The organism is Micromonospora sp. NPDC049282 (assembly GCF_043197045.1).
GTDB lineage: Bacteria > Actinomycetota > Actinomycetes > Mycobacteriales > Micromonosporaceae > Micromonospora.
The window spans coordinates 122,938-141,811 of sequence record NZ_JBICSL010000014.1; the positions used below are offsets into that span (position 1 = coordinate 122,938).

At 74.7% G+C, this 18,874-nt stretch carries 19 protein-coding genes, 1 tRNA gene and 1 pseudogene; 14 read left to right on the forward strand and 7 right to left on the reverse strand.

The genetic code is table 11. The features are described from left to right. The first annotated feature begins 89 nt into the window (after positions 1-89). Positions 90-674, forward strand: coding sequence for a hypothetical protein (locus ACGFI2_RS22215; RefSeq protein ID WP_393520189.1), 585 nt, complete (start codon positions 90-92; stop codon positions 672-674). Here the strand turns inward: ACGFI2_RS22215 and ACGFI2_RS22220 are convergent. Next, positions 641-1,228, reverse strand: coding sequence for a GNAT family N-acetyltransferase (locus ACGFI2_RS22220; RefSeq protein ID WP_393520192.1), 588 nt, complete (start codon positions 1,226-1,228; stop codon positions 641-643). The genes ACGFI2_RS22215 and ACGFI2_RS22220 overlap by 34 nt on opposite strands. A gap of 70 nt (positions 1,229-1,298) precedes the next feature. Between ACGFI2_RS22220 and ACGFI2_RS22225 the strand changes: the two genes are divergently transcribed. Further along, entirely contained in the window at positions 1,299-1,550 is a 252-nt protein-coding gene (locus ACGFI2_RS22225; RefSeq protein WP_393520195.1) for a hypothetical protein, read from the forward strand. A 5-nt stretch (positions 1,551-1,555) separates the two neighbouring features. Here ACGFI2_RS22225 and ACGFI2_RS22230 read toward each other — a convergent pair. Next, positions 1,556-1,628 (reverse strand) — tRNA-Arg (locus ACGFI2_RS22230). A gap of 168 nt (positions 1,629-1,796) precedes the next feature. On the opposite strand from ACGFI2_RS22230, the gene ACGFI2_RS22235 reads away from it, so the two are divergent. Further along, positions 1,797-2,531 carry a hypothetical protein gene (locus tag ACGFI2_RS22235; RefSeq protein WP_393520198.1) on the forward strand — a complete coding sequence of 245 codons (735 nt, stop codon included), beginning with the start codon at positions 1,797-1,799 and terminating at the stop codon, positions 2,529-2,531. Positions 2,532-2,537: 6 nt separating this feature from the next. On the opposite strand, the gene ACGFI2_RS22240 is transcribed toward ACGFI2_RS22235, so the two are convergent. Further along, positions 2,538-3,563, reverse strand: coding sequence for an alpha/beta hydrolase (locus ACGFI2_RS22240; protein WP_393520201.1), 1,026 nt, complete (start codon positions 3,561-3,563; stop codon positions 2,538-2,540). A 170-nt stretch (positions 3,564-3,733) separates the two neighbouring features. Then, positions 3,734-4,144, reverse strand: a complete 411-nt coding sequence (locus tag ACGFI2_RS22245) for an HPF/RaiA family ribosome-associated protein (RefSeq protein WP_393520204.1) — start codon at positions 4,142-4,144, stop codon at positions 3,734-3,736. Positions 4,145-4,429: 285 nt separating this feature from the next. On the opposite strand from ACGFI2_RS22245, the gene ssb reads away from it, so the two are divergent. From ssb to ACGFI2_RS22270, 5 genes are all read left to right on the forward strand, one after another. Continuing rightward, on the forward strand, positions 4,430-5,320 hold the full coding sequence (gene ssb / locus ACGFI2_RS22250; RefSeq protein WP_393520207.1) for a single-stranded DNA-binding protein: 891 nt from the start codon (positions 4,430-4,432) through the stop codon (positions 5,318-5,320). Between the two features lie 501 nt (positions 5,321-5,821). After that, entirely contained in the window at positions 5,822-6,163 is a 342-nt protein-coding gene (locus tag ACGFI2_RS22255; protein ID WP_393520210.1) for a hypothetical protein, read from the forward strand. Further along, complete coding sequence (locus tag ACGFI2_RS22260) at positions 6,160-6,429, forward strand: hypothetical protein (RefSeq protein WP_393520213.1); 270 nt, start codon at positions 6,160-6,162, stop codon at positions 6,427-6,429. Before ACGFI2_RS22255 ends, ACGFI2_RS22260 begins: the two co-directional genes overlap by 4 nt. 51 nt (positions 6,430-6,480) lie before the next feature. Next, on the forward strand, positions 6,481-7,518 hold the full coding sequence (locus tag ACGFI2_RS22265) for a cobalamin biosynthesis protein (protein WP_393520216.1): 1,038 nt from the start codon (positions 6,481-6,483) through the stop codon (positions 7,516-7,518). Beyond that, complete coding sequence (locus ACGFI2_RS22270; RefSeq protein ID WP_393520219.1) at positions 7,515-9,053, forward strand: cobyric acid synthase; 1,539 nt, start codon at positions 7,515-7,517, stop codon at positions 9,051-9,053. The genes ACGFI2_RS22265 and ACGFI2_RS22270 overlap by 4 nt, the downstream gene beginning before the upstream one ends. A gap of 18 nt (positions 9,054-9,071) precedes the next feature. Here the strand turns inward: ACGFI2_RS22270 and ACGFI2_RS22275 are convergent, their stop codons facing one another. Continuing rightward, a complete protein-coding gene (locus ACGFI2_RS22275; RefSeq protein ID WP_393520358.1) occupies positions 9,072-9,473 on the reverse strand; it encodes a rhodanese-like domain-containing protein in 402 nt (133 codons plus the stop codon). Between the two features lie 6 nt (positions 9,474-9,479). On the opposite strand from ACGFI2_RS22275, the pseudogene ACGFI2_RS22280 reads away from it, so the two are divergent. The 4 genes and pseudogenes from ACGFI2_RS22280 to ACGFI2_RS22295 form a co-directional block, all read left to right on the forward strand. Beyond that, positions 9,480-10,282 (forward strand): annotated as a pseudogene (locus ACGFI2_RS22280) (uridine kinase); the annotation flags it as partial. Continuing rightward, complete coding sequence (locus ACGFI2_RS22285; protein ID WP_393520222.1) at positions 10,260-11,621, forward strand: dipeptidase; 1,362 nt, start codon at positions 10,260-10,262, stop codon at positions 11,619-11,621. The pseudogene ACGFI2_RS22280 and the gene ACGFI2_RS22285, both read left to right, overlap by 23 nt. A 139-nt stretch (positions 11,622-11,760) precedes the next feature. Next, positions 11,761-11,967 (forward strand): hypothetical protein, encoded by a 207-nt coding sequence (locus ACGFI2_RS22290; RefSeq protein WP_091571646.1) that lies wholly within the window; start codon positions 11,761-11,763, stop codon positions 11,965-11,967. A 157-nt stretch (positions 11,968-12,124) separates the two neighbouring features. Continuing rightward, positions 12,125-13,708, forward strand: a complete 1,584-nt coding sequence (locus ACGFI2_RS22295; protein WP_393520225.1) for an ATP-dependent DNA ligase — start codon at positions 12,125-12,127, stop codon at positions 13,706-13,708. On the opposite strand, the gene ACGFI2_RS22300 is transcribed toward ACGFI2_RS22295, so the two are convergent. Further along, positions 13,698-14,522: an SURF1 family protein gene (locus ACGFI2_RS22300; RefSeq protein WP_393520228.1), complete on the reverse strand. Its 825-nt coding sequence runs from the start codon at positions 14,520-14,522 to the stop codon at positions 13,698-13,700. The genes ACGFI2_RS22295 and ACGFI2_RS22300 overlap by 11 nt on opposite strands. Positions 14,523-14,657: 135 nt before the next feature. Between ACGFI2_RS22300 and ACGFI2_RS22305 the strand changes: the two genes are divergently transcribed. Further along, the gene (locus tag ACGFI2_RS22305) at positions 14,658-16,028 is read left to right on the forward strand and encodes a cobyrinate a,c-diamide synthase (protein ID WP_393520231.1); all 1,371 of its coding nucleotides are present in this window, start codon (positions 14,658-14,660) and stop codon (positions 16,026-16,028) included. Next, positions 16,025-16,594 (forward strand): GNAT family N-acetyltransferase, encoded by a 570-nt coding sequence (locus ACGFI2_RS22310; RefSeq protein ID WP_393520234.1) that lies wholly within the window; start codon positions 16,025-16,027, stop codon positions 16,592-16,594. The genes ACGFI2_RS22305 and ACGFI2_RS22310 overlap by 4 nt, the downstream gene beginning before the upstream one ends. A gap of 117 nt (positions 16,595-16,711) precedes the next feature. Here ACGFI2_RS22310 and ACGFI2_RS22315 read toward each other — a convergent pair whose 3' ends face one another. After that, entirely contained in the window at positions 16,712-18,844 is a 2,133-nt protein-coding gene (locus ACGFI2_RS22315) for a transglycosylase domain-containing protein (RefSeq protein WP_393520237.1), read from the reverse strand. Positions 18,845-18,874: the final 30 nt, after the last annotated feature.

The following is an 18,874-nucleotide window of genomic DNA, read 5'->3' on the forward strand; positions in this document are numbered from 1 at the left end:
CGGACAGTATTCCGGCGGATCCACGGACGTGCATCCGATTTGCGCGCCGGTCGTGATAGACCGGTACGAGGCTTCGGACGGGGGAGGACATGATGGAACCGCGCGCGTTCTGGCTCGACGAGAACTTCGATCGTGAGCGCGGCGCCGACGGACGCGGCCGCTACGAGGCCGAGGTGCTCGGACGTACCGATGAGTTCGCCGCCACGTGGGGCGACATCGCGCCGGTCGCCTTCGCCGCGACGGCGTGGCGGATGGCGACCGAGCTGTCACCCGGCTACGTGCGCTGGCACCGGCGGATCGTCTCCGCGACGTGCGCGGCGAGCCCGTGGGACGGCAGCCTGATCTGCGCCGTCACGGTGATCTCCCGGTGGCCGGCCGAACTCACCTGGACCCGGCAGTGGCAGCGCGACCGGGGTTGGCGGGACTGGCCCCAGTTGTTCGGCCAGTACACGACGCCGACCGAGCAGGACCTGACGCGTAGCCCGCACCTGCGCGCCATGCTCCAGGTGGAGGCGCCCGTCCCGCTCGGGGACCTGCCGCCGGCCCCGGAGGGGCCCGACGATTCCGTGGCCGCCACGGCGCGGCGCGCGGTCGTGGTGCTGACCCGGGAACTCAACGACCTGCTCGATCCGGTGATCGGTCAACTGGAAGCGGGCGTGCCGGCGGACTCGTGATCGTCCGACGGCCGCCAGTCCCGCCTGAGCAGCCCGAAGACCCACGAGTCGGAAACCTCGCCGGCCACGACGCAGTCCTCCCGCAACGTGCCCTCCCGCACGAAGCCGAGCTTCTCCAGCACGCGGGCGGACGCCAGGTTGCGGGTGTCGGTTTCCGCCTGGACGCGATTGAGGTCCAGCGTGTCGAACGCCCACCGCAGCAGGACGCGCGCGGCCTCCGTCGCGTACCCCTGGCCCCACGCCGCCTCGTCGAAGCAGTAGCCCAGCGACGCGCTGCGGTATTCGGGATTCCAGCGGACCAGGCCGCACCAGCCGATGAACGCCCCGTCGGAGACCCGGTCCACGGCCAGCCGGGCTCCGCTGCCCTCCTCGGCCATCCGCCGGCACGCCGCGACGAACCGCTCGGCGCGCACGGGTTCGCGCCACGGCGGCGAGTCCCAGTAACGCAGGATGTGGGCGTTGCTGTGCAGGGCGAAGAGGTCGTCCGCATCGGCGTTCTGGAAGGGACGCAGGCGGAGGCGAGCGGTGCGCAGCGTGGGGGTGGGCAGCGACATGCGCCCGATGATCCCGCTCGTCACGGGTGGTCGGTCAACCGGATATCCGGTGGTGGGCTAGCTTGGGGTGGTGGGCGAGCTTCTGGCGGTCGTGCTGGTCGTCGGCTGCCTGGCCGGCATCCTGGGGCTTCTCGCCTGGCTGGCGGCCCGGGTTCGTCGCCGAGGGGTCGGCGACAATGTGATGGGCCCGTTCGAGGAGATCTGGCATCCGGCCGCCCATCGATACCGCGCCGAGGTCAAGGTGCACGAGGAACGCATGGTGCCGTTGCCGTCCACCGGTGATCCGAGGCGGCGGAGGCGCGGTGGCAGCATCTCCGGGTAGGGGAGTGCGCCCGGCAGGATTCGAACCTGCGGCCTTGGGATTAGAAGTCCCCTGCTCTATCCGCTGAGCTACGGGCGCGCGCCGACGATCGTCGCGCCAAGAGGGTACCGCCGGCTCCAGCCCGGCCGGGGGTACGGGTCGGCACGTCCACGTCGCCGCCAGCGTCCCACGCCCGGGCCTCATCCGGCAGCTGACTTCCGGCGGGTCCCGGGCCGGCGGTGGTGCCCCGGTCCGTACCCTCGGCGGATGCTGCTCGACCAGGAAACCGAGAACGAGATCGTCTTCGAGTTGTGCAAGCACCTCGGGCGGTCGATCCTGCCCGTCGCCGGGTCGGAGCGCCCCGGTGCGCCATCCGGCACGGTCGGCACCGCCTTCTTCTACAGCGAGCTGGTCGGCGCCACCGACGACGGGGAGATCGCGCACGAGTGGCTGCTCACCGCCGAGGCGCTCACCGACCGGCCGTACGGGGAGATCGGGCTTCGACCCAGCGTCACCGACCCGGCCGAGGGGGCGGAGGAACCGATCGAGCTGCCCGGTTTCGCCGACCACTGGCTGCGCCTGCCGGAGCTGGGGGTGGCCGCGATGCCCACCGGCGGGCTGCACGGCCACGCCGACGACCGGGGCTGGCGCTGGCGTACCCAGCAGGTCACCGAGGCGGCGGCCGCGCCGGCCGACGCGGTCGCCCGGATCGGCGCGGCGCCCGGCGCGGCGTTCGTGCTGGCCCTGGGCGTCGGCGAGGACGGGTCACGGCCGCTGGAGGCGGTGGTCCAGCGGGTCGCGCGGGACGGGGACGAGGTGCGGGTCACCGTCGAGCTGCCCGCCGGGTACGTGGGCGCGCCGGTGTTCACGGTCGAGGCCGGGCCGGAGGGCGAGCCGGTCCCGCGTTGCCTGGGCGTGCTGCTGCCGTCGCACGCCGGCGGGCATCCGGTCGCCACCTTCGACCGGATCCGGTCGGCGCTCGCCGGGATCGTCGAGGGCTGACCGGCCTCAGCCCTCGGCGGTGGCGCCGGCCGGTTCGTCCGCCGGCCGGCGGGGGGACGGCGGCGTGGGTTGCGGCTCGGTCGGGCCGGCACGGAGGAAACCCTCCGCCCACCGCCCGACCTCCGCGAAGACCTTCTCGCGTACGCCGGGGCTGGACAGCGTGAGGTCGTGCAGCCCGCCGTCGAAGCGGGCCAGGGTGACGTGCCGGCCGAGCCGGGGCGCCCAGCGCACCATGTGTTCCACGTCGAGCACCGCGTCGGCCCCGGTGGCGCTCTCGTGCCACTTCGCGCCCCGGAAACTGCGGGTGGAGCAGGCCAGCAGCACCGGCACCGGGATGTCCAGCCCGGCCCGCAGCCGGCGCTGACCGGTGCGGATCGCGTTCAGCCAGCCGGCCCGGACCGGGAACCCGGCGAGCGGCTTCCACGCCAGGTCGTAGCGCCACTCGCCGCGGTGGTCGGCGTGCAGGCTCTCGCCGTACACGGTGCCGAGCCCGAACGGCAGGATGCGCTGCGGCGCCCGGCGGCCCAGGCGGGAGACGGCGGCCGCGAGGGGTCGACGGACCACCCAGGGGGCGTTGATGTCGAAGAAGGGGCTGTTCAGCACGATGCCGTCGACCAGGCCGGTGTCGCGGCGGGCGTCCGCCCAGAGCGAGATGATCAGACCGCCGGTCGAGTGGCCCATGGCGAGCAGCGTCTCGTGCCCCTCCTCGGCGCGGATGATCTCCGCGGCGGCGTCCAGCTCGGGGAAGTAGTCGCTGAGGTCGCGGCAGAAGTTCGGGGTCTGGTGCGGAAGCAGGCTGCGGCCGTACTTGCGCAGGTCGAGAGCGTAGAAGTCCCAGCCGCGCTCGGCGAAGAAGTCGGCCACGTGGGTCTGGAAGAAGTAGTCGACGAAGCCGTGCACGTAGAGCACGGCCCGGCCGGTCGGGCGGTCGGCGCGGCGCCGGACCAGGGTCGCGACGACCGGTCCCTCGTCGTCGGTGCCCAGCTCGATCGTCCGCCGCTCGTAGGGCGCTCCCAGCACGTCCGGTTCCACGCCCGCGACGGTACGCCGCCGAGCTACCCGGCGGTAGGGGTGTAAGGCGGGGGCCCTTGTTAACGCATTCGGTAGAGGCGGGGCCCCCTCTTAACATCCGGCTCTCAACATCCGGCGGTCGAGCGGGGCCCCCGCCCGCCGGCACCGTGCGGGCGGGGGCGTACCGGAACTCAGGCGGTCTCGGCGTCCTGGCGCAGCACGTCCTCCAGCGGGACGGGGTCGGGCTGCTCCGTCGGGCGCAGGTGCTTGTTGCTGCGCGGCTCCTGCCGGGTCTTCGCGTCGTTGAGCTTCCGGCGCAGGTCGTCCCGGACGTCGTTGAGCGCGGCGTGCAGGTCCTCCTCGGTCGAGGTGGTGACGATCTTCTGCCGGCCGGCCACCCAGCACTCCAGGGTCACCTTCTGGCCCCGGGCCTCGCGGTCCTTGACCGACACCTCCAGTTCGGTGGCGTCGGCGTGGAAGCCGGCGAGCCGGGCGTCAAGCGTCGCGAACTGCTCGGCGATCCAGTTGCGGTCGCCCTGGGAGAACCCGGCACCGACCCGCAGGCACTCGCCCACGGTCGCGGGGTTCGCCACGGCGCTCATCGCCCTGCCTCGCGGACGTCTCGGAGAAGCATCGGCGCTCCCTTTCTCTCGGTTGATCAAGTACTTACCCAACCGGCGCGATTCCGGAACGCCTCTCGCCGGTCACGTTCCGATCATGTGTCTTCGCAGTTCGGCGCCGTAGGGCCCATGGGCCTAGCAGATGGGGACCTTGATCAGGCGGTCGTCCACAAGCCGGCCGTCGTCCACAGGCGCGGGCCGGCGGGGTGTCCGGGCGACGCGGTTCGGCCCACGCTCACCGGAGACAACCGATCCCTGGGAGGGGCGATGTTCGATACCTACGTCACGATCGTCGGCAACGTGCTGACCGCGCCGGAGTGGCGCCGGACCACGCAGAGCGGCACGCTGGTGGCCAATTTCAAGGTCGCCTCGACCGCTCGCCGGCTCGACCGGGACAGCGGCCGCTGGGTCGACGGCAACAGCCTGCGGGTGCGGGTGAACTGCTGGCGACGGCTGGCCGAGGGGGTGGCGGCCTCGGTGGCCCTGGGCGACCCGGTGATCGTCGCCGGCCGCCTCTACACCCGCGACTGGACCGACGAGGCCGGCAACCACCGCACGCTCTACGAGCTGGAGGCGGTCGCGGTCGGCCACGACCTGTCCCGGGGGCGGTCCCGCTTCCTGCGCAACCAGCCGCGCGCGGCCACCAGCTCGGTCGAGGACGCCGAGGCGGAGCAGCGGGTGCACGGTGAGGCGACCGAGCCGGTGCCCGACGAGCAGGCCCCGACCACCTTCGACGACCGGCCGTTCGACGACGACTTCCCGCCGCCGGAGTTCGGGCCGTCGCGGGTCGGCCTCACCGCGACCTCCGAGCGGGCGGTCGAGCCGGACCCGTTCGACGACCAGTCCGGCGCTTTGCGGTTCGGCGACGGCAGGCGGCCCGGTGGCGGAGGGCTTCCACTCGGTGGACCTGCTCTCGGTCGGGACGCCGGGCTCGGCGGTTCGGGTGCGGAGGAGGACGGCGAGTTGGCCGCCGAGGAGGGCGACGAGCCGGTCGGGGCTGAGGAGGACGAGTTGGCCGAGGTGGCGCTGCCGGCCGTCGACGGCTCGGCGGGTGCGGGGTCGGGATCCGGTGCTGCGGGGTCGGGTAGCTCGGGGTCGGGTGGCAGCGGGGCTGCCTCGGGACGCCGCGGCCGTCGGCGTACCTCGGTGCCCGCCTGAGCATCCGGGCCGTGCGACGGGGGTGCGGGGTGGCGACACCGCCACCCCGCGGCACGGCGAGGCTTGACCGGCTCGGTGGAACGCAGATCCACTCCAGCTCGGCGAATGGTGGCATCGGCGCGGCCATGACCCCGCCACTTCGGCGGAATGGAGTGGATCTTCCCGCCGCTGTGCGCCATCCGGCCGCCGTGTCGGCGGGACGTGTGCCAGGGCTGGTGCTAGCTCGGCTCTTCGTCGGCGAGGCGCTGACCGCGTCGCTGGGCGTAGGCCCGCACCTCGGCCGCGTCCCAGATCCGGCCCACGCTCAACGTGTCGATGGGAGGAGGAAAGTCCGGGCGGTCGACCAGTATTGCGGCGCGTTGGCGCGATACGCCCAGGTCGTGAGCGACCTCCGACAGCGCTACAACTCGCACGCCGTGCATCATTCGGCGGCAAGGGGTAGGCAACCTGTCGCCAGGGCCATTGACTACCTGCCCCACCGGGGGCGGGTTGCGTGGCGGCATGGCCACCAGACGCATACCCGAACCCGACGCGAGTCCTGAGAGCCGCTGGCAGGCGCGTGCTCGGCTGGTACCCCTGGCTCCGCACCGTGGCCGCGGCCCGGACTGGGCCTGCGAGCGATGCGGGGAGCCGTGGCCCTGCCCGACGCTGCGGGCCGCGCCGACCGACGCCGCCCGGCGGGCGACGCTGATCCCCGAGTTCTCCCGGCTCACCCGGCAGGCCATCCGCGACCTGCGCGGGCAGCCCGGCGGCCCGGACCCGGTCGCCATCGTGCGGCGCTTCCTGTGGTTCCTGCCGCTGAGCGACGAGGAGGCCCGCGCGGTCGCGCTGAGGCTGCGGTGAGCGCCGTCGACCACGACCACCGGCAGATGCGCCCGACCTGGCGCTGCCGGGTGGACGCGGATCCGTGGCCGTGCCCGGCGGCGCGGGACGCGCTGCTGCGTGAGTACGACGGCGACATGGTCGGGCTGGCCGTCTTCATGGCGGTCCTGCTGCACGACGCGGTCCGTGACCTCTCCACGCTGAACCCGGACGAGGTGCCGGAGCCGGCCGTCCTGTGGGACCGCTTCCTGGCGTGGCTGGACCGCCGCCGCCGGACGTCGTGGTAGCGCGGCCGGGGACCCGGTGCGGCTAGGCTGGCCGGCCGGAGGTGGTGACGGGTGCGGCAGGCGACCGCCATGGCGAACGCGACCGGGCTGGTGGCGGGCTACGCGCTCGACGCCCTGCTCGGCGACCCGCGCAGGTGGCATCCGGTGGCCGGATTCGGCCGCGCGGCCGGTGCCCTGGAGCGGCGGATCTACCGCCCGGAGCGGTCGGCCGGTGCGGCGTTCACCGCGTTGGCGGTCGGCGCGCCGGTGCTGCTCGGCGCCGCCGCCGCGCTCGCCACCCGGCGGCACCCGACGGCCCGGGCCGCGCTGGTGGCCGCCGGCACCTGGACGGTGCTGGGCGGGCGCACCCTGCGGCACGAGTCGCGGGTGATGGGGCGGGCGCTGCGTCGCGCCGACCTGCCCGGCGCCCGGGCCCGCCTCGGCCACCTGTGCGGGCGGGACCCCTCCGCCCTGGACGAGTCGGAGCTGGCCCGCGCCACCGTCGAGTCGGTCGCCGAGAACACCTCCGACGCGGTGGTCGCGCCGCTGGTGTGGGGCGCGGTCGCCGGGCTGCCGGGCCTGCTCGGCTACCGGGCGGCGAACACGCTCGACGCCATGGTCGGCCACCGCTCGCCCCGGTACGCCCGCTTCGGCACCCCGGCCGCGCGGCTGGACGACCTGCTCAACCTGGTGCCGTCCCGGTTGACCGGGCTGCTCACGGTGGCCGTCGCGCCGGTGGCGCACGGGGACCGCGCCGCGGCGTGGCACGTCTGGCGGCGGGACCGGGACGACCACCCGAGCCCTAACGCCGGGCAGTGCGAGGCGGCGATGGCGGGCGTGCTCGGCGTACGGCTGGGCGGGCGCAACGTCTACTTCGGCCGCTCCGAGACGCGGCCGTTCCTCGGCGACGGGCCCCGGCCGGAGGCGCGGCACCTGAAGCGGGCGGCCCGGATCTCCGGCGCGGTGGGCCTGGCCGCGCTCGGCCTGGCCGCGCTCTACCCGGTGACCGTGGGCCGGCTCGCCGGCGCCACCGGACGCGCCGTGCTGCGGGCGCTCGCCGGCACCGCCCGGCGCCCGACCCCCGGCACCGGCCAGGGGACCGGGCGGTGAGCGGCGGGTTGCTGGTCGCCGGCACCACCTCCGACGCCGGCAAGAGCGTGCTCACCGCCGGCATCTGCCGCTGGCTGCGCCGCCAGGGGGTCCGGGTCGCCCCGTTCAAGGCGCAGAACATGTCCAACAACTCGGCCGTGGTGGTCGGCCCGGACGGCCGGGGCGGGGAACTCGGCCGGGCCCAGGCCATGCAGGCCGCCGCCGCCGGGCTCGCGCCGGACCTGCGCTTCAACCCGGTGCTGCTGAAGCCGGGCAGCGACCACGCCAGCCAGGTGGTGCTGCTCGGCGAGGCGGTCGACACGGTCACCGCCGGCAACTACCACGCGCTGCGGCCCCGGCTCGCCGCCACCGCGTACGCGGCGCTGGCCGAGCTGCGGACCGAGTACGACGTGGTGATCTGCGAGGGCGCGGGCAGCCCGGCGGAGATCAACCTGCGGGCCGGTGACTACGTCAACATGGGGCTGGCCCGGCAGGCCGGCCTGCCCGCGATCGTGGTCGGCGACATCGACCGGGGTGGCGTGTTCGCCTCGATGTTCGGCACCGTGGCCCTGCTCGACGCGGCCGACCAGGCGCTGGTCGCCGGCTTCGTGATCAACAAGTTCCGGGGTGACCTCGGGCTGCTCCGGCCGGGGCTGGACATGCTGCGCCAGGTCACCGGCCGCCCCACCCTCGGGGTGCTGCCCTGGGCGCTGGACCTGTGGCTGGACGCGGAGGACTCACTCGCGTACGGGCGGGTGCTCGGCCGGCCGGCGGCGCCGCGCGGCACGGACTGGCTCGACGTGGCGGTGGTCCGGCTGCCCCGGATCAGCAACGCCACCGACGTCGAGGCGCTCGCCACCGAGCCCGGGGTGCGGGTGCGGCTGACCGTCGAGCCGGCCGAACTGGCCGCCGCCGACCTGGTGGTGCTGCCCGGCTCCAAGTCGACCGTCGCCGACCTGGCCTGGCTGCGGGAGACCGGGTTGGCCGACGCGGTGGGGGCGCACGCCGCCGCCGGCCGTCCGTTGCTCGGAATCTGCGGCGGGTTCCAGATGCTCGGCCGGGCGATCCACGATTCGGTGGAGAGCCGCCGGGGCAGCGTGCCCGGCCTCGGGCTGCTGCCCGTCGAGATCACGTTCGACCCGCGCAAGACGGTTCGCCGGGCCGAGGGCGTCGCGGCCGGGGGCGTGCCGGTGCACGGGTACGAGATCCACCACGGCCGGGTCTCCGCCGCCGACCCGGGGCTGCCGCCGCTGCTGCGGTACGCCGACGGCGCCGGCGAGGGCGCCCGGCTCGGCGCGGTGTACGGGACCCACTGGCACGGCGCGTTCGAATCCGACGCGTTCCGCCGCCGGTTCCTCGGCGAGGTCGCCGAGTCGGCCGGACGCAGCGGTTTCAAGGTCGCGCCGGACACGTCGTTCGCGGCGGCCCGGGAACGGACCCTGGACCTGCTCGGCGATCTGGTGGAGGAGCACCTCGACACCGGCGCGCTGTGGCGGCTGATCGAGAACGGCCCGCCGTCGGGCCTGCCGTTCGTGCCGCCGGGCGCGCCCGGCTGACGAGCCGCGCCGGGTGCGTCAGTGGCGCACGTCCGCCGGGCGGTCGGACATCGGCAGCCCGGCCTCCTGCCAGCCCTGCACGCCACCGATCATGTCCGTGGCGTGACGCAGGCCGAGCGTCTGGAGGCTGGCGGCGGCCAGACTCGAGCTGTAGCCCTGCCGGCACACCACCACGACCTCGCGGTCGTAGCCGATCGCCTCCGGGATGCGCCACTCGCTGGCCGGGTCGAGCCGCCACTCCAGCACGGTGCGGTCGATGACGATCGCGCCGGGCAGCTCACCCTCCTCGCGGCGCTGCGCCTCGGTGCGCGTGTCGATCAGCAGCGCGCCGTTGCGGACCGCCTCGACGGTCTCGTGCGGGGTGAGCCGGCGGAGACCGGCGCGGGCCTGTTCCAGGAGGGCGTCGACGCCCGGACACATCACATCATGGAGCACCCCCAGATCATGCCCGCGGCCCGGCGGGGCCGCCGGGTGAAACGGCCCGCCCGGGTCGCAGGATCCAGCGGACGGGGGAACGTTAGCGTCGGTCGGGTGAACGTTGCGGTGGTCGAGGCGTACGCCGGGTTGGCCCGGCGGGTGCTGGCCGGGCCGCCACGGTTGGGGCGTACCCGACTGGTCGCGGTCGACGGGCCGAGCGGCGCGGGCAAGAGCGTGTTCGCGGCGCGCCTCGCGGACGCGTTCGCGGCGGCGCCGGGCGGCGACCGGCCGCCGCTGGTCCGCACCGACGACCTGCTCGACGGCTGGGACGACCAGCTCACGTTCTGGGCGCGCCTGGAGGACCTGGTGCTCGGGCCGGTGCGGGCCGGCCGGCCGGGCGGCTACCGCCGGTACAGCTGGGTCCGCAGGCGTTTCCTGGGTCCGGTGGTGCCGGTGCCGGCCGCGCCGGTGCTGATCGTCGAGGGGGTGAGCGCGGCCCGCGCCGCCGTGCGCCCCGAGTTGACGCTGGCCGTGCTGGTCACCGCGCCGGCCGAGCTGCGGCTGTCCCGGGCACTGGCCCGCGACGGCGCGCAGGTCCTGCCCGAGCTGCGCCGCTGGCACGCCGGGGAGCGCGCGCACTTCGCCGCCGACGGCACCCCGGCGGCGGTGGACCTGGTCGTCGACGGCGCCCCCGACCTGCCGCACGATCCGGACCGCTACTACGTGCGGCACGGGCGGCCGCCGGGCTTGGACGGCGTGGCCGGGTAAGGGCAGCATACGATTCCGGTCATGACCAATCCGATCATCTCCGAGTCCGAGGTGCGGGCCGCCGTCGAGCGGGAACTGCCCGGTGTCCGTGCCGACCTCGAACGACTCGTCCGCATCCCGGGCATCGCCTTCGAGGGCTTCGACCACTCGCACGTGGAGCGTTCCGCCGAGGCGGTCGCGAAGCTGCTGCGCGGGTGCGGCCTGGACACCCGGATCGTCCGTTCCGGCGGTCAGCCGGCGGTGATCGGGACGAAGGCGGCGCCGGCCGGCGCGCCCACCGTGCTGCTCTACGCCCACCACGACGTGCAGCCGGTCGGCGACCGGTCGCTGTGGGAGTCGGACCCGTTCGAGCCGGTGGAGCGCGACGGCCGCCTCTACGGCCGGGGCGCGGCCGACGACAAGGCCGGCATCATGGCGCACGTCGCGGCGTTGCGCGCGTTCGGCGACCGGCTCCCGGTCGGCGTGGTGCTGTTCATCGAGGGCGAGGAGGAGTACGGCTCGGACTCACTTGAGCGGCTGCTCGCCGAGCACCGCGACGAGCTGGCCTCGGATGTCATCGTGATCGCCGACTCGACCAACTGGGACATCGGCGTGCCGGCGCTGACCACCTCGCTGCGCGGCATCGTGAACTGCTTCGTGGAGGTGCGCACGCTCGACCACGCGGTGCACAGCGGCATGTTCGGCGGCGCCGTGCCGGACGCGCTCACCGCGCTGGTGAAGCTGCTCGGCACGCTGCACGACGACGCCGGTGACGTCGTGGTGGAGGGGTTGGCCGGGCACGAGGGCGCGAGCGTCGACTACCCGGAGGACCGGTTCCGCGCGGAGGCCGGCCTGGTCGACGGCGCACGGCTGTTCGGCACCGGCCGGATCACCGACCGGCTCTGGACCAAGCCGGCGCTGGCGATCCTCGGCGTCGACGCGCCGGCCACCGGGGAGGCGCCCAACGCGCTGGTCCCGGCCGCGAAGGCGAAGCTGAGCGTACGGCTGGCGCCGGGTGACGACCCGAAGAAGGCGTACGCCGCGCTGACCGCGCACCTGGAGCGGCACGCGCCGTGGGGCGCGCAGGTGACGGTGACGTTCGAGCACGACGGCTCGCCCTGCGTGATCGACGCGAGCGGCCCGATGTTCGACGCGGCGCGGGCGGCGTTCCGGGGCGCCTGGGACGGCACCGACCCGGTCGACATCGGGGTGGGCGGCTCGATCCCGTTCATCGCCACGTTCCAGGAGATGTTCCCGGCGGCGGCGATCCTGGTGACCGGCGTGGAGGACCCGCACGCCCGGGCGCACGGGCCGAACGAGAGCCTGCACCTGGGCGAGTTCGCCCGGGTCTGCCTGGCTGAGGCGCTGCTGCTGGCCAAGGTGGCCGAGGTGGGCCGCGCCTGACCGGGGCGGGCGCTGGGCGTCGGCGTGCCGGGCGGCCTCGCTGTCCGACCGCGACACGCTCGGTGTCGAAACCGTAACTTCGGGATGGATGTCGGAGTTTGCGGCGTGTCGGCCCGGCGGTTGTTATAGCCTTTCGAACATGCGTACGAACGACGAGATGGCGCGGCTTCAGGCCGCCGTCCGTGCTCTGGGGGACGTCGACGTCTCCGCGTGGCCCGAGGCCACGCTCAAGGAACAGCTCGGTGAGCTCTCGGCCACGCTGGTCACGCTCGACGCGCTGCTCACCCGGGTCGCCGACGGGGTGCGCGGGCGCGGTCTGCGGGTCGAGGAGCCGGTCTCGGCCTGATCTCCGGGCACCGGGAAGCGGCCCGGCGCGAACGGCCCGGCGACCGGCAACGACGGGCTTTTCTGCGTCCGGGCGTCCGGCGGGGCGGCGCACCCGAAACGGTGCGCCGGCCCGCCGGAACCGCCCCGGTGTCACCGCCGGCTGGCAGGATGTGGGCGTGCGTTTCGCGGAGCTGGCGGCCACCTCGGCCGCGGTGGGCGCCACCGGTGGCCGTCGGGCCAAGGTGGAGCTGCTGGCCGCCGCGCTGCGCGCGCTCGATCCGGACGAGATCCCGGCCGGCGCCGGCTACCTCGCCGGTGAGCTGCGGCAGCGGCAGACCGGCGTCGGCTGGGCGGGTCTGCGCGACCTGCCGCCACCGGCGGCCGAGCCGACCCTGACCGTGGCCGCCGTCGACGCGGGGATCGAGGAGATCTCCCGGGTCGGCGGCGTCGGCTCACAGGCCCGGCGGCGGGAGTTGGTCGGCCGGCTCTTCGCCGCGGCGACCGCCGACGAGCAGCGCCTGCTGGTCGGCCTGTTCCGCGGCGAGCTGCGACAGGGCGCACAGGCCGGCCTGCTGGCCGAGGCGGTGGCCCGGGCCGCCGAGGTGCCGGCCCCCGCCGTTCGGCGGGCCCTGCTGCTCGCCGGTGACCTGCGGGCGGTGGCGGTCGCGGCGCTCACCGGCGGGGCCGCCGCGCTGGCCGGGTTCGGGCTCCAGGTGGGCCGTCCGCTCGCGCCGATGCTGGCCCAGAGCGCGCCCACGGTCGACGAGGCGCTCACCGCCACCGGCGTGCCGGCCGTGGTCGACGTCAAGCTCGACGGCATCCGCATCCAGGTGCACCGCTCCGGGGCGGACGTCGCGGTCTTCACCCGCAGCCTCGACGAGATCACCGGCCGGCTGCCCGAGGTGGTGGCCGCCGTCCGCGCGCTGCCCGCCCGTGAGCTGGTGCTCGACGGCGAGGCGATCGGGCTGGACGCCGCCGGCCGGCCGCTGCCGTTCCAGCAGACGTCGAGCCACGCGGCCCGGCGCACCACGCCCAGCACCACCGGCCGCACCCCGGTCGCGCCCGCCGTGCTGGCCGCCGCCGAGCGTGCCGGCGAGCCGGTGCTCACCCCGTACTTCTTCGACCTGCTGCACCTCGACGGCGCCGACCTGATCGACCTGCCCGGGCGGGAGCGGTGGGCGACGCTGGCCCGCGCGGTCGACCCGGCGCTGCTGGTCGGCCGGGTGGAGGTGGACGACGCGGCGCAGGCCGGCGCGGCGTTCGCCGCGGCGGTCGACGCCGGGCAGGAGGGCGTGGTGGTCAAGGACCCGGCCGCGCCCTACGACGCGGGGCGGCGCGGGGCCGCCTGGGTCAAGGTCAAGCCCCGGCACACGCTCGACCTGGTGGTTCTCGCGGTCGAGTGGGGCAGCGGCCGGCGTCAGGGTTGGCTGTCCAATCTGCACCTCGGGGCCCGCGACCCGGGCGGCGGCGAGTTCGTCATGCTCGGCAAGACGTTCAAGGGGCTCACCGACGAGATGCTGCGCTGGCAGACCGAGCGCTTCCTGTCGCTGGCCGTGGAGAAGGGCGACTGGGTGGTGCGGGTCCGCCCGGAGCAGGTGGTCGAGATCGCCTTCGACGGGGTGCAGACGAGCAGCCGCTACCCGGGCGGGATGGCGCTGCGTTTCGCCCGGGTGGTGCGCTACCGCGACGACAAGACGGCCGCCGAGGCGGACACGATCGACGCGGTCCGGGCGATCCACGCCGGCCGGGTCACCGGCTGAGTCCCTCCACCGGCTCGGCGGCCCGGTCCACCGGCCGGCCCGGGGCATCCAGGCCGGCCCGCCGGCGGGCCTCCCGGCGCGCCACCCAGCCGTAGCCGACCAGGCTCATCACCGCGAAGATCCACCACTGCCACACGTAGCCGAAGTTCTGCCAGTTGTTGGTGTGCCCGATCGGCACCGCCCGGAAGGCCGGGTCGGCGGCCGGCGTCTGCCCGTCGAGCAGCACGTAACCGCCGGTCACCGGATAGGGCAGCTGCTTCGCCAGGCGGGAGATGTCGATCCGGCGGGCCTCCAGCTTGCCGTCGCGCCGGGCGACCCCGCCGCCACCGCTCTCGCTGCCGACCACCCGGCCGGTGACGGTCACCTCGCCGGTCGGCGCCGCCGGCACCGCAGGCTGGACGGTGGCGCCGGCGCCCGGGACCGGCGGGATCCAGCCGCGGTCGACCAGCACCGCGCTGCCGTCGGCCAGCACCAGCGGGGTGAGCACCTCGAAGCCGACCGTGCTGTCGACGGTCCGGCCGCGGATCAGGACGTCGTTCGCGCTGTCGTAGCGGCCGGTGGCGGTGACCCGGCTCCAGGTGACCCGCTCGGCCGGGGCCGGGCCGACGCTGCCCGCGGCGCCGGTCGGCGCGGGCAGGGCGTCCCGCAGCGGCGCGGGGGTCATCGTGGCGCCGGCGTCGATCCGTTCGTTGATCGCCGTCCGGCCGTGGTAGCGGTCCAGCTGCCAGTTGCCCAGGAACACCATCACCGCGGCGGCCACCAGGGTCAGCGCCAGGTAGCCGAGCCAGCGCGGGGTCAGCAGGAACCGGTACACGTTGGCAAAGGCTACCCGTATGAGTGGGGCCACTCGTGGCGGCCGGTGGAATCCCGGTGCCCGGGCGGACGTCGCGCGTCGGGCGGGACGGGTATGGTCACGCGGGCGGAATACCCCCGGACCCAGGAGTCGATGATGACCGACGTGCCCCGCGTCGTGCTGAGCGCGCCCTCCTCGGGGCACGGCACCGGTGCCCTCTCCCTCGGCCTGCTCGCGGCCCTGGCCGACCGGGAGCTGGCGGTGGCCGGGTTCAAGGTCGGGCCGGACCAGGTGGACGCGGCATACCTCGGGTTGGCCGCCGGCCGGCCGGGGCGCACGCTGGACCCGCGTCTGGTCGGCGCGGAGCGGATCGCCCCGCTCTTCGCGCACGGCGCGGCCGGGGCCGGGTTCGCGTTGGTCCAGGGCACCATGGGGCTCTACGACTCGGTCGCCGGCCGGCCGGAGAGCGAGTCCACGGCCGCCGTCGCCACCGCGCTGCGCAGCCCGGTGGTGCTGGTGGTGGACGTGGCCGCGATGGGCCAGTCGGTGGCCGCGCTGGTGCACGGCTTCCGGGCCTACGACGAGCAGCTCTGGCTGGGCGGCGTGATCCTCAACCGGGTGGCCTCGCCCCGGCACGAGGCGCTGCTGCGCGAGGCGCTGGACGACGTGGGGGTGCCGGTCTACGGCGCGCTGCGCCGGCACGAACTGCCTCCGGTGCTGCCCGCCCGTCGACACGGCGCCGCGCCCGTGGTGCGCGGCGACGCCGAGGCCGAGCGGGGGGTGCGCCGGCTCGGTGAGGCGGTGGCCGCCACCGTCGACCTCGACCGGCTGCTGGCGCTGGCCCGGTCCGCGCCCGCGCTGACCGTCGAGCCCTGGTCGGCCGAGCCGGCGGACGGGCCGCCCGGGTCCGGCCAGCGGCCGGTGGTCGCGCTGGCCGGCGGCCCGGCCGGCAGCTACAGCCACCCGGAGACCGCCGAGCTGCTGCGCGCGGCCGGCGCCGAGGTGGTCACGCTCGATCCGCTGCGCGACGAGGCGCTGCCCGCCGGGGCCCGCGCGCTGGTCGTCGGCGGCGGGCTTCCCGAGACGTACGCGGAGCAGCTCTCCGCCAACCGCCGGCTCTGCATCGCGGTGGCCGAGCTGGCCCGCTCCGGCCGTCCGGTGGTCGCCGAGGGCGCCGGCCTGCTCTGGCTGGCCCGCGAGCTGGACGGCCTGCCGATGTGCGGGGTGCTCGACGCGGTCGGCACGGTCCGGGACGGCCTGGTGGTGGGCTACCGGGAGGCCACGTCGGTCACCGACAGCGTGCTGGCGCCGGCCGGCGTCACGGTGACCGGGCACAAGCAGCACGCGGCGGTGCTGACCCCGCGCGCCGGCGACCGGCCGGCCTGGCAGTGGGGCGGCGGCACCCCGGAGGGCTTCGTCCTGCACGGCGTGCACGCCTCGCAGCTCGTGCCGCACTGGGCCGCGCTCCCGGGAACGGCCGACCGCCTGGTCGCCGCCGCCCGGGTGCCCGCGGCGGCGCCCGCGTGATCGGTCAGGTGGCGGTACGCCGCTTCCCGGCGCTGACCGTCTCGACCCCGCGCACGGAGGTGCGGCGGCTCGTCGCGGCGGACGCGGAGGCGGTGGACGAGGTGTTCGCCGACCGGCAGACGCAGCGCTGGTTGCCGCTGGCCGAGGCGGCCGGGCAGATCGACGGGCGGGCCTGGTGCACCGAGCTGGCCCGGCAGCGGCGGGACAGCGGCGACGGCGACCACTGGGCGGTGGTCCGCCGGGAGGATCAGCGGGTGGTCGGCTGCCTCTGGACCCGTCGCACCGACTGGGGCGCCCGGCTCACCGAGGTGTCGTACGCGCTCGCCCCGCAGGCGCGTGGCTACGGCCTGGCCGCGGAGGCGGTGGACGGGGTGGCGATCGCGCTGATCCTGGAGCACGGTTTCCACCGGGTGGAGCTGCGGGTGGCGCCGGGCAACGTGGCCTCGCGGCGGGTCGCCGAGAAGGCCGGCTTCAGCTACGAGGGCCTGCTGCGCAACGCCGGTTTCGTCCGTGGCGCCCGGGTCGACCTGGAGCTGTGGTCCTTCGTGGCGGCCGACCTCCGCTGACGCCCCGGCGGTCGCAGAGTCGATCAAGGAGTTCGCGTCCGGGGATCACGCGATCCCGGGCACGAACTCCTTGATCAACCGACCCGGGCGCACCCCCGGGACAGGCAGCGGGGACGGTCAGCCGACGATCTGGTCGGACGGTGGGGTGAACTGGCGGGTGGGCTGGCCCTTCAGCGCGTCCCGCAGGGTCTGCGCCACCGCGTTCACCGGGATCTGCGACTGCCCGTCGCCCACCGCGTTGAACGGGTTGTCCGGATCGGCGATGAAGCTCGCCGCGGCCAGTTCCGGCGTGTAGCCGACGAACCACGCCGACCGGGTGCTGTCCGTGGTGCCGGTCTTGCCGGCCACCGGGCGGCCCACCGTGCCCCGGACGCTGTCCGCCGTCGACCAGCCGCCGCAGCTCCCCTTGGCCGGGGTGTCGCCGGTCGGGCAGCGCGCCGCGTCGGTGGCGGCCCGGGCCGCGTCCGCGTTGACCACCTGCCGGCACCTCGGCTTGGCCACCTCCCGCTGCACGCCGCCCGGGGTGGACCAGGTGGCCGGCGTGCCGTCCCGGTTCATGATCGCGTTGACCGGGATCGCCTCGCAGTAGCGCCCGTCGGCGGCGACGGTCGCGTACGCGTTCGCCATCTCCAGCGGGGTGGCGTCGGAGACGCCGAGCGTGAACGCGCCCCACTTCCTCGCCTTGGTCGGTGACGCCTGGTCCTTGTCGACGTCGGTGCGCCAGCGCAGCCCCAGCTGCTCGGCCAGGCGTACCCCGGCGTCCGCGCCGACCTTCTCCTCCAGCTGGACGAAGTAGGTGTTCACCGACTTGCCGAAGCCGGACCACATGGTCTGCCGGCCGGTCATCGCGGCGCTGGCGTTGGACGGCGCCCAACCGTCGTAGATCGCGGACTGGTACTTGTACGGCGAGTCGTAGGCGGTGGACAGCGGCATCCCGGCGTTGAGCGCGGCGAGCATCGGGAACATCTTGAACGTCGACCCGGCCTGGTAGCCGGGGAGCGTCCCGCCGCCGAGCAGCGGCGCCACCGTGTTCGGGTAGTTCGCCTTGACCTTGGGACCGGCCTCCGGGTTCGAGCTGTTCGGGTTCTCGGCCAGGTCGAGCGAGTAGTTCCGGTTCACCGCCATCGCCTTGATCCGCCCGGTGCCGGGCTCGGCGACCACGATGCCGTTGGCGAACGGGCTGCCGGTGTTGTCCTCGGCGCCGACGTTCTTCTCGGCCGCCCCCTGGATCTTCGGGTCGAGGGCGAGCACGATCCGGTAGCCGCCGCGGCGCAGCTTGTCCATCCGTTCCAGGCGGTTCTCGCCGAACGCCGGCTGCGCGCTCCACCAGTTCTTGAGGTAGTCGCAGTAGAAGCCCCAGCTGCGGTGCGCGCCGTCGATCGCGGCGCAGTCGTTCGGCGGGTCGGTCAGCTTCAGCTTGATCGGCTGTGACTTGGCCGACGCGGCGGCGTCCGGCGACAGGTAGCCGAGGCGGGCCATGTTGTCCAGCACGTAGTTGCGCCGGCCGGTGGCGTCCTTCTGGTCGGAGGTGATCGGGTCGTACTCCGAGGGGGACTTGACCAGCCCGGCCAGCGTGGCCGCCTCGACGGGGCTGAGCGTGGCCGGGGTCTTCGAGAAGAAGATCTGCGCGGCGGCGTAGATCCCGTACGCCCGGTGGCCGAAGTAGGCCGAGTTGAGGTAGCGCTCGAGGATCTGCTCCTTGGTCAGGTGCTTCTCGATGTCGAGCGCCATGCGCATCTCCTTGACCTTGCGCAGGCTGGTCTGCTGGGTGGCCTCCTGGACCTCCTTGGGCGTGCCCGCGCTGTCCCGCAGGGCCATCCGCACGTACTGCATGGTGAGCGTGGACGCGCCCTGCGAGACGCCGCCGGATCGGGCGTTGGAGACGAACGCCCGCGCCACGCCCTTCGGGTCGACGCCATGGTGCTGGTAGAAGCGGTTGTCCTCGGCGGCGACGATCGCCTGCTGGACGTTCGGCGACATGTCCTCGATCTTGGTGTACTGCCGGTACTCCTCGTAGAACATGGTCAGCACGGTGCGACCGTCGGGCGCGTAGAGGTACGAGGTCTCGGCCGGCAGCGCGGTCTTGAGGATGTTCGTCTTCTGCTGCACGGCGTGCGCGGTGGCCTTCGCGCCGATGCCGGTGACGGCGGCCATCGGATAGAGCGCGGCGGCGACGACGATGCCGGCGATCAGCCCGGCGCGGAGAAGGGGCACGGCACGACCGGCAGAGGCAAGGGGTCGATTGCTCACGGGGTCAAGCTATGACATTTCCGATTCGGA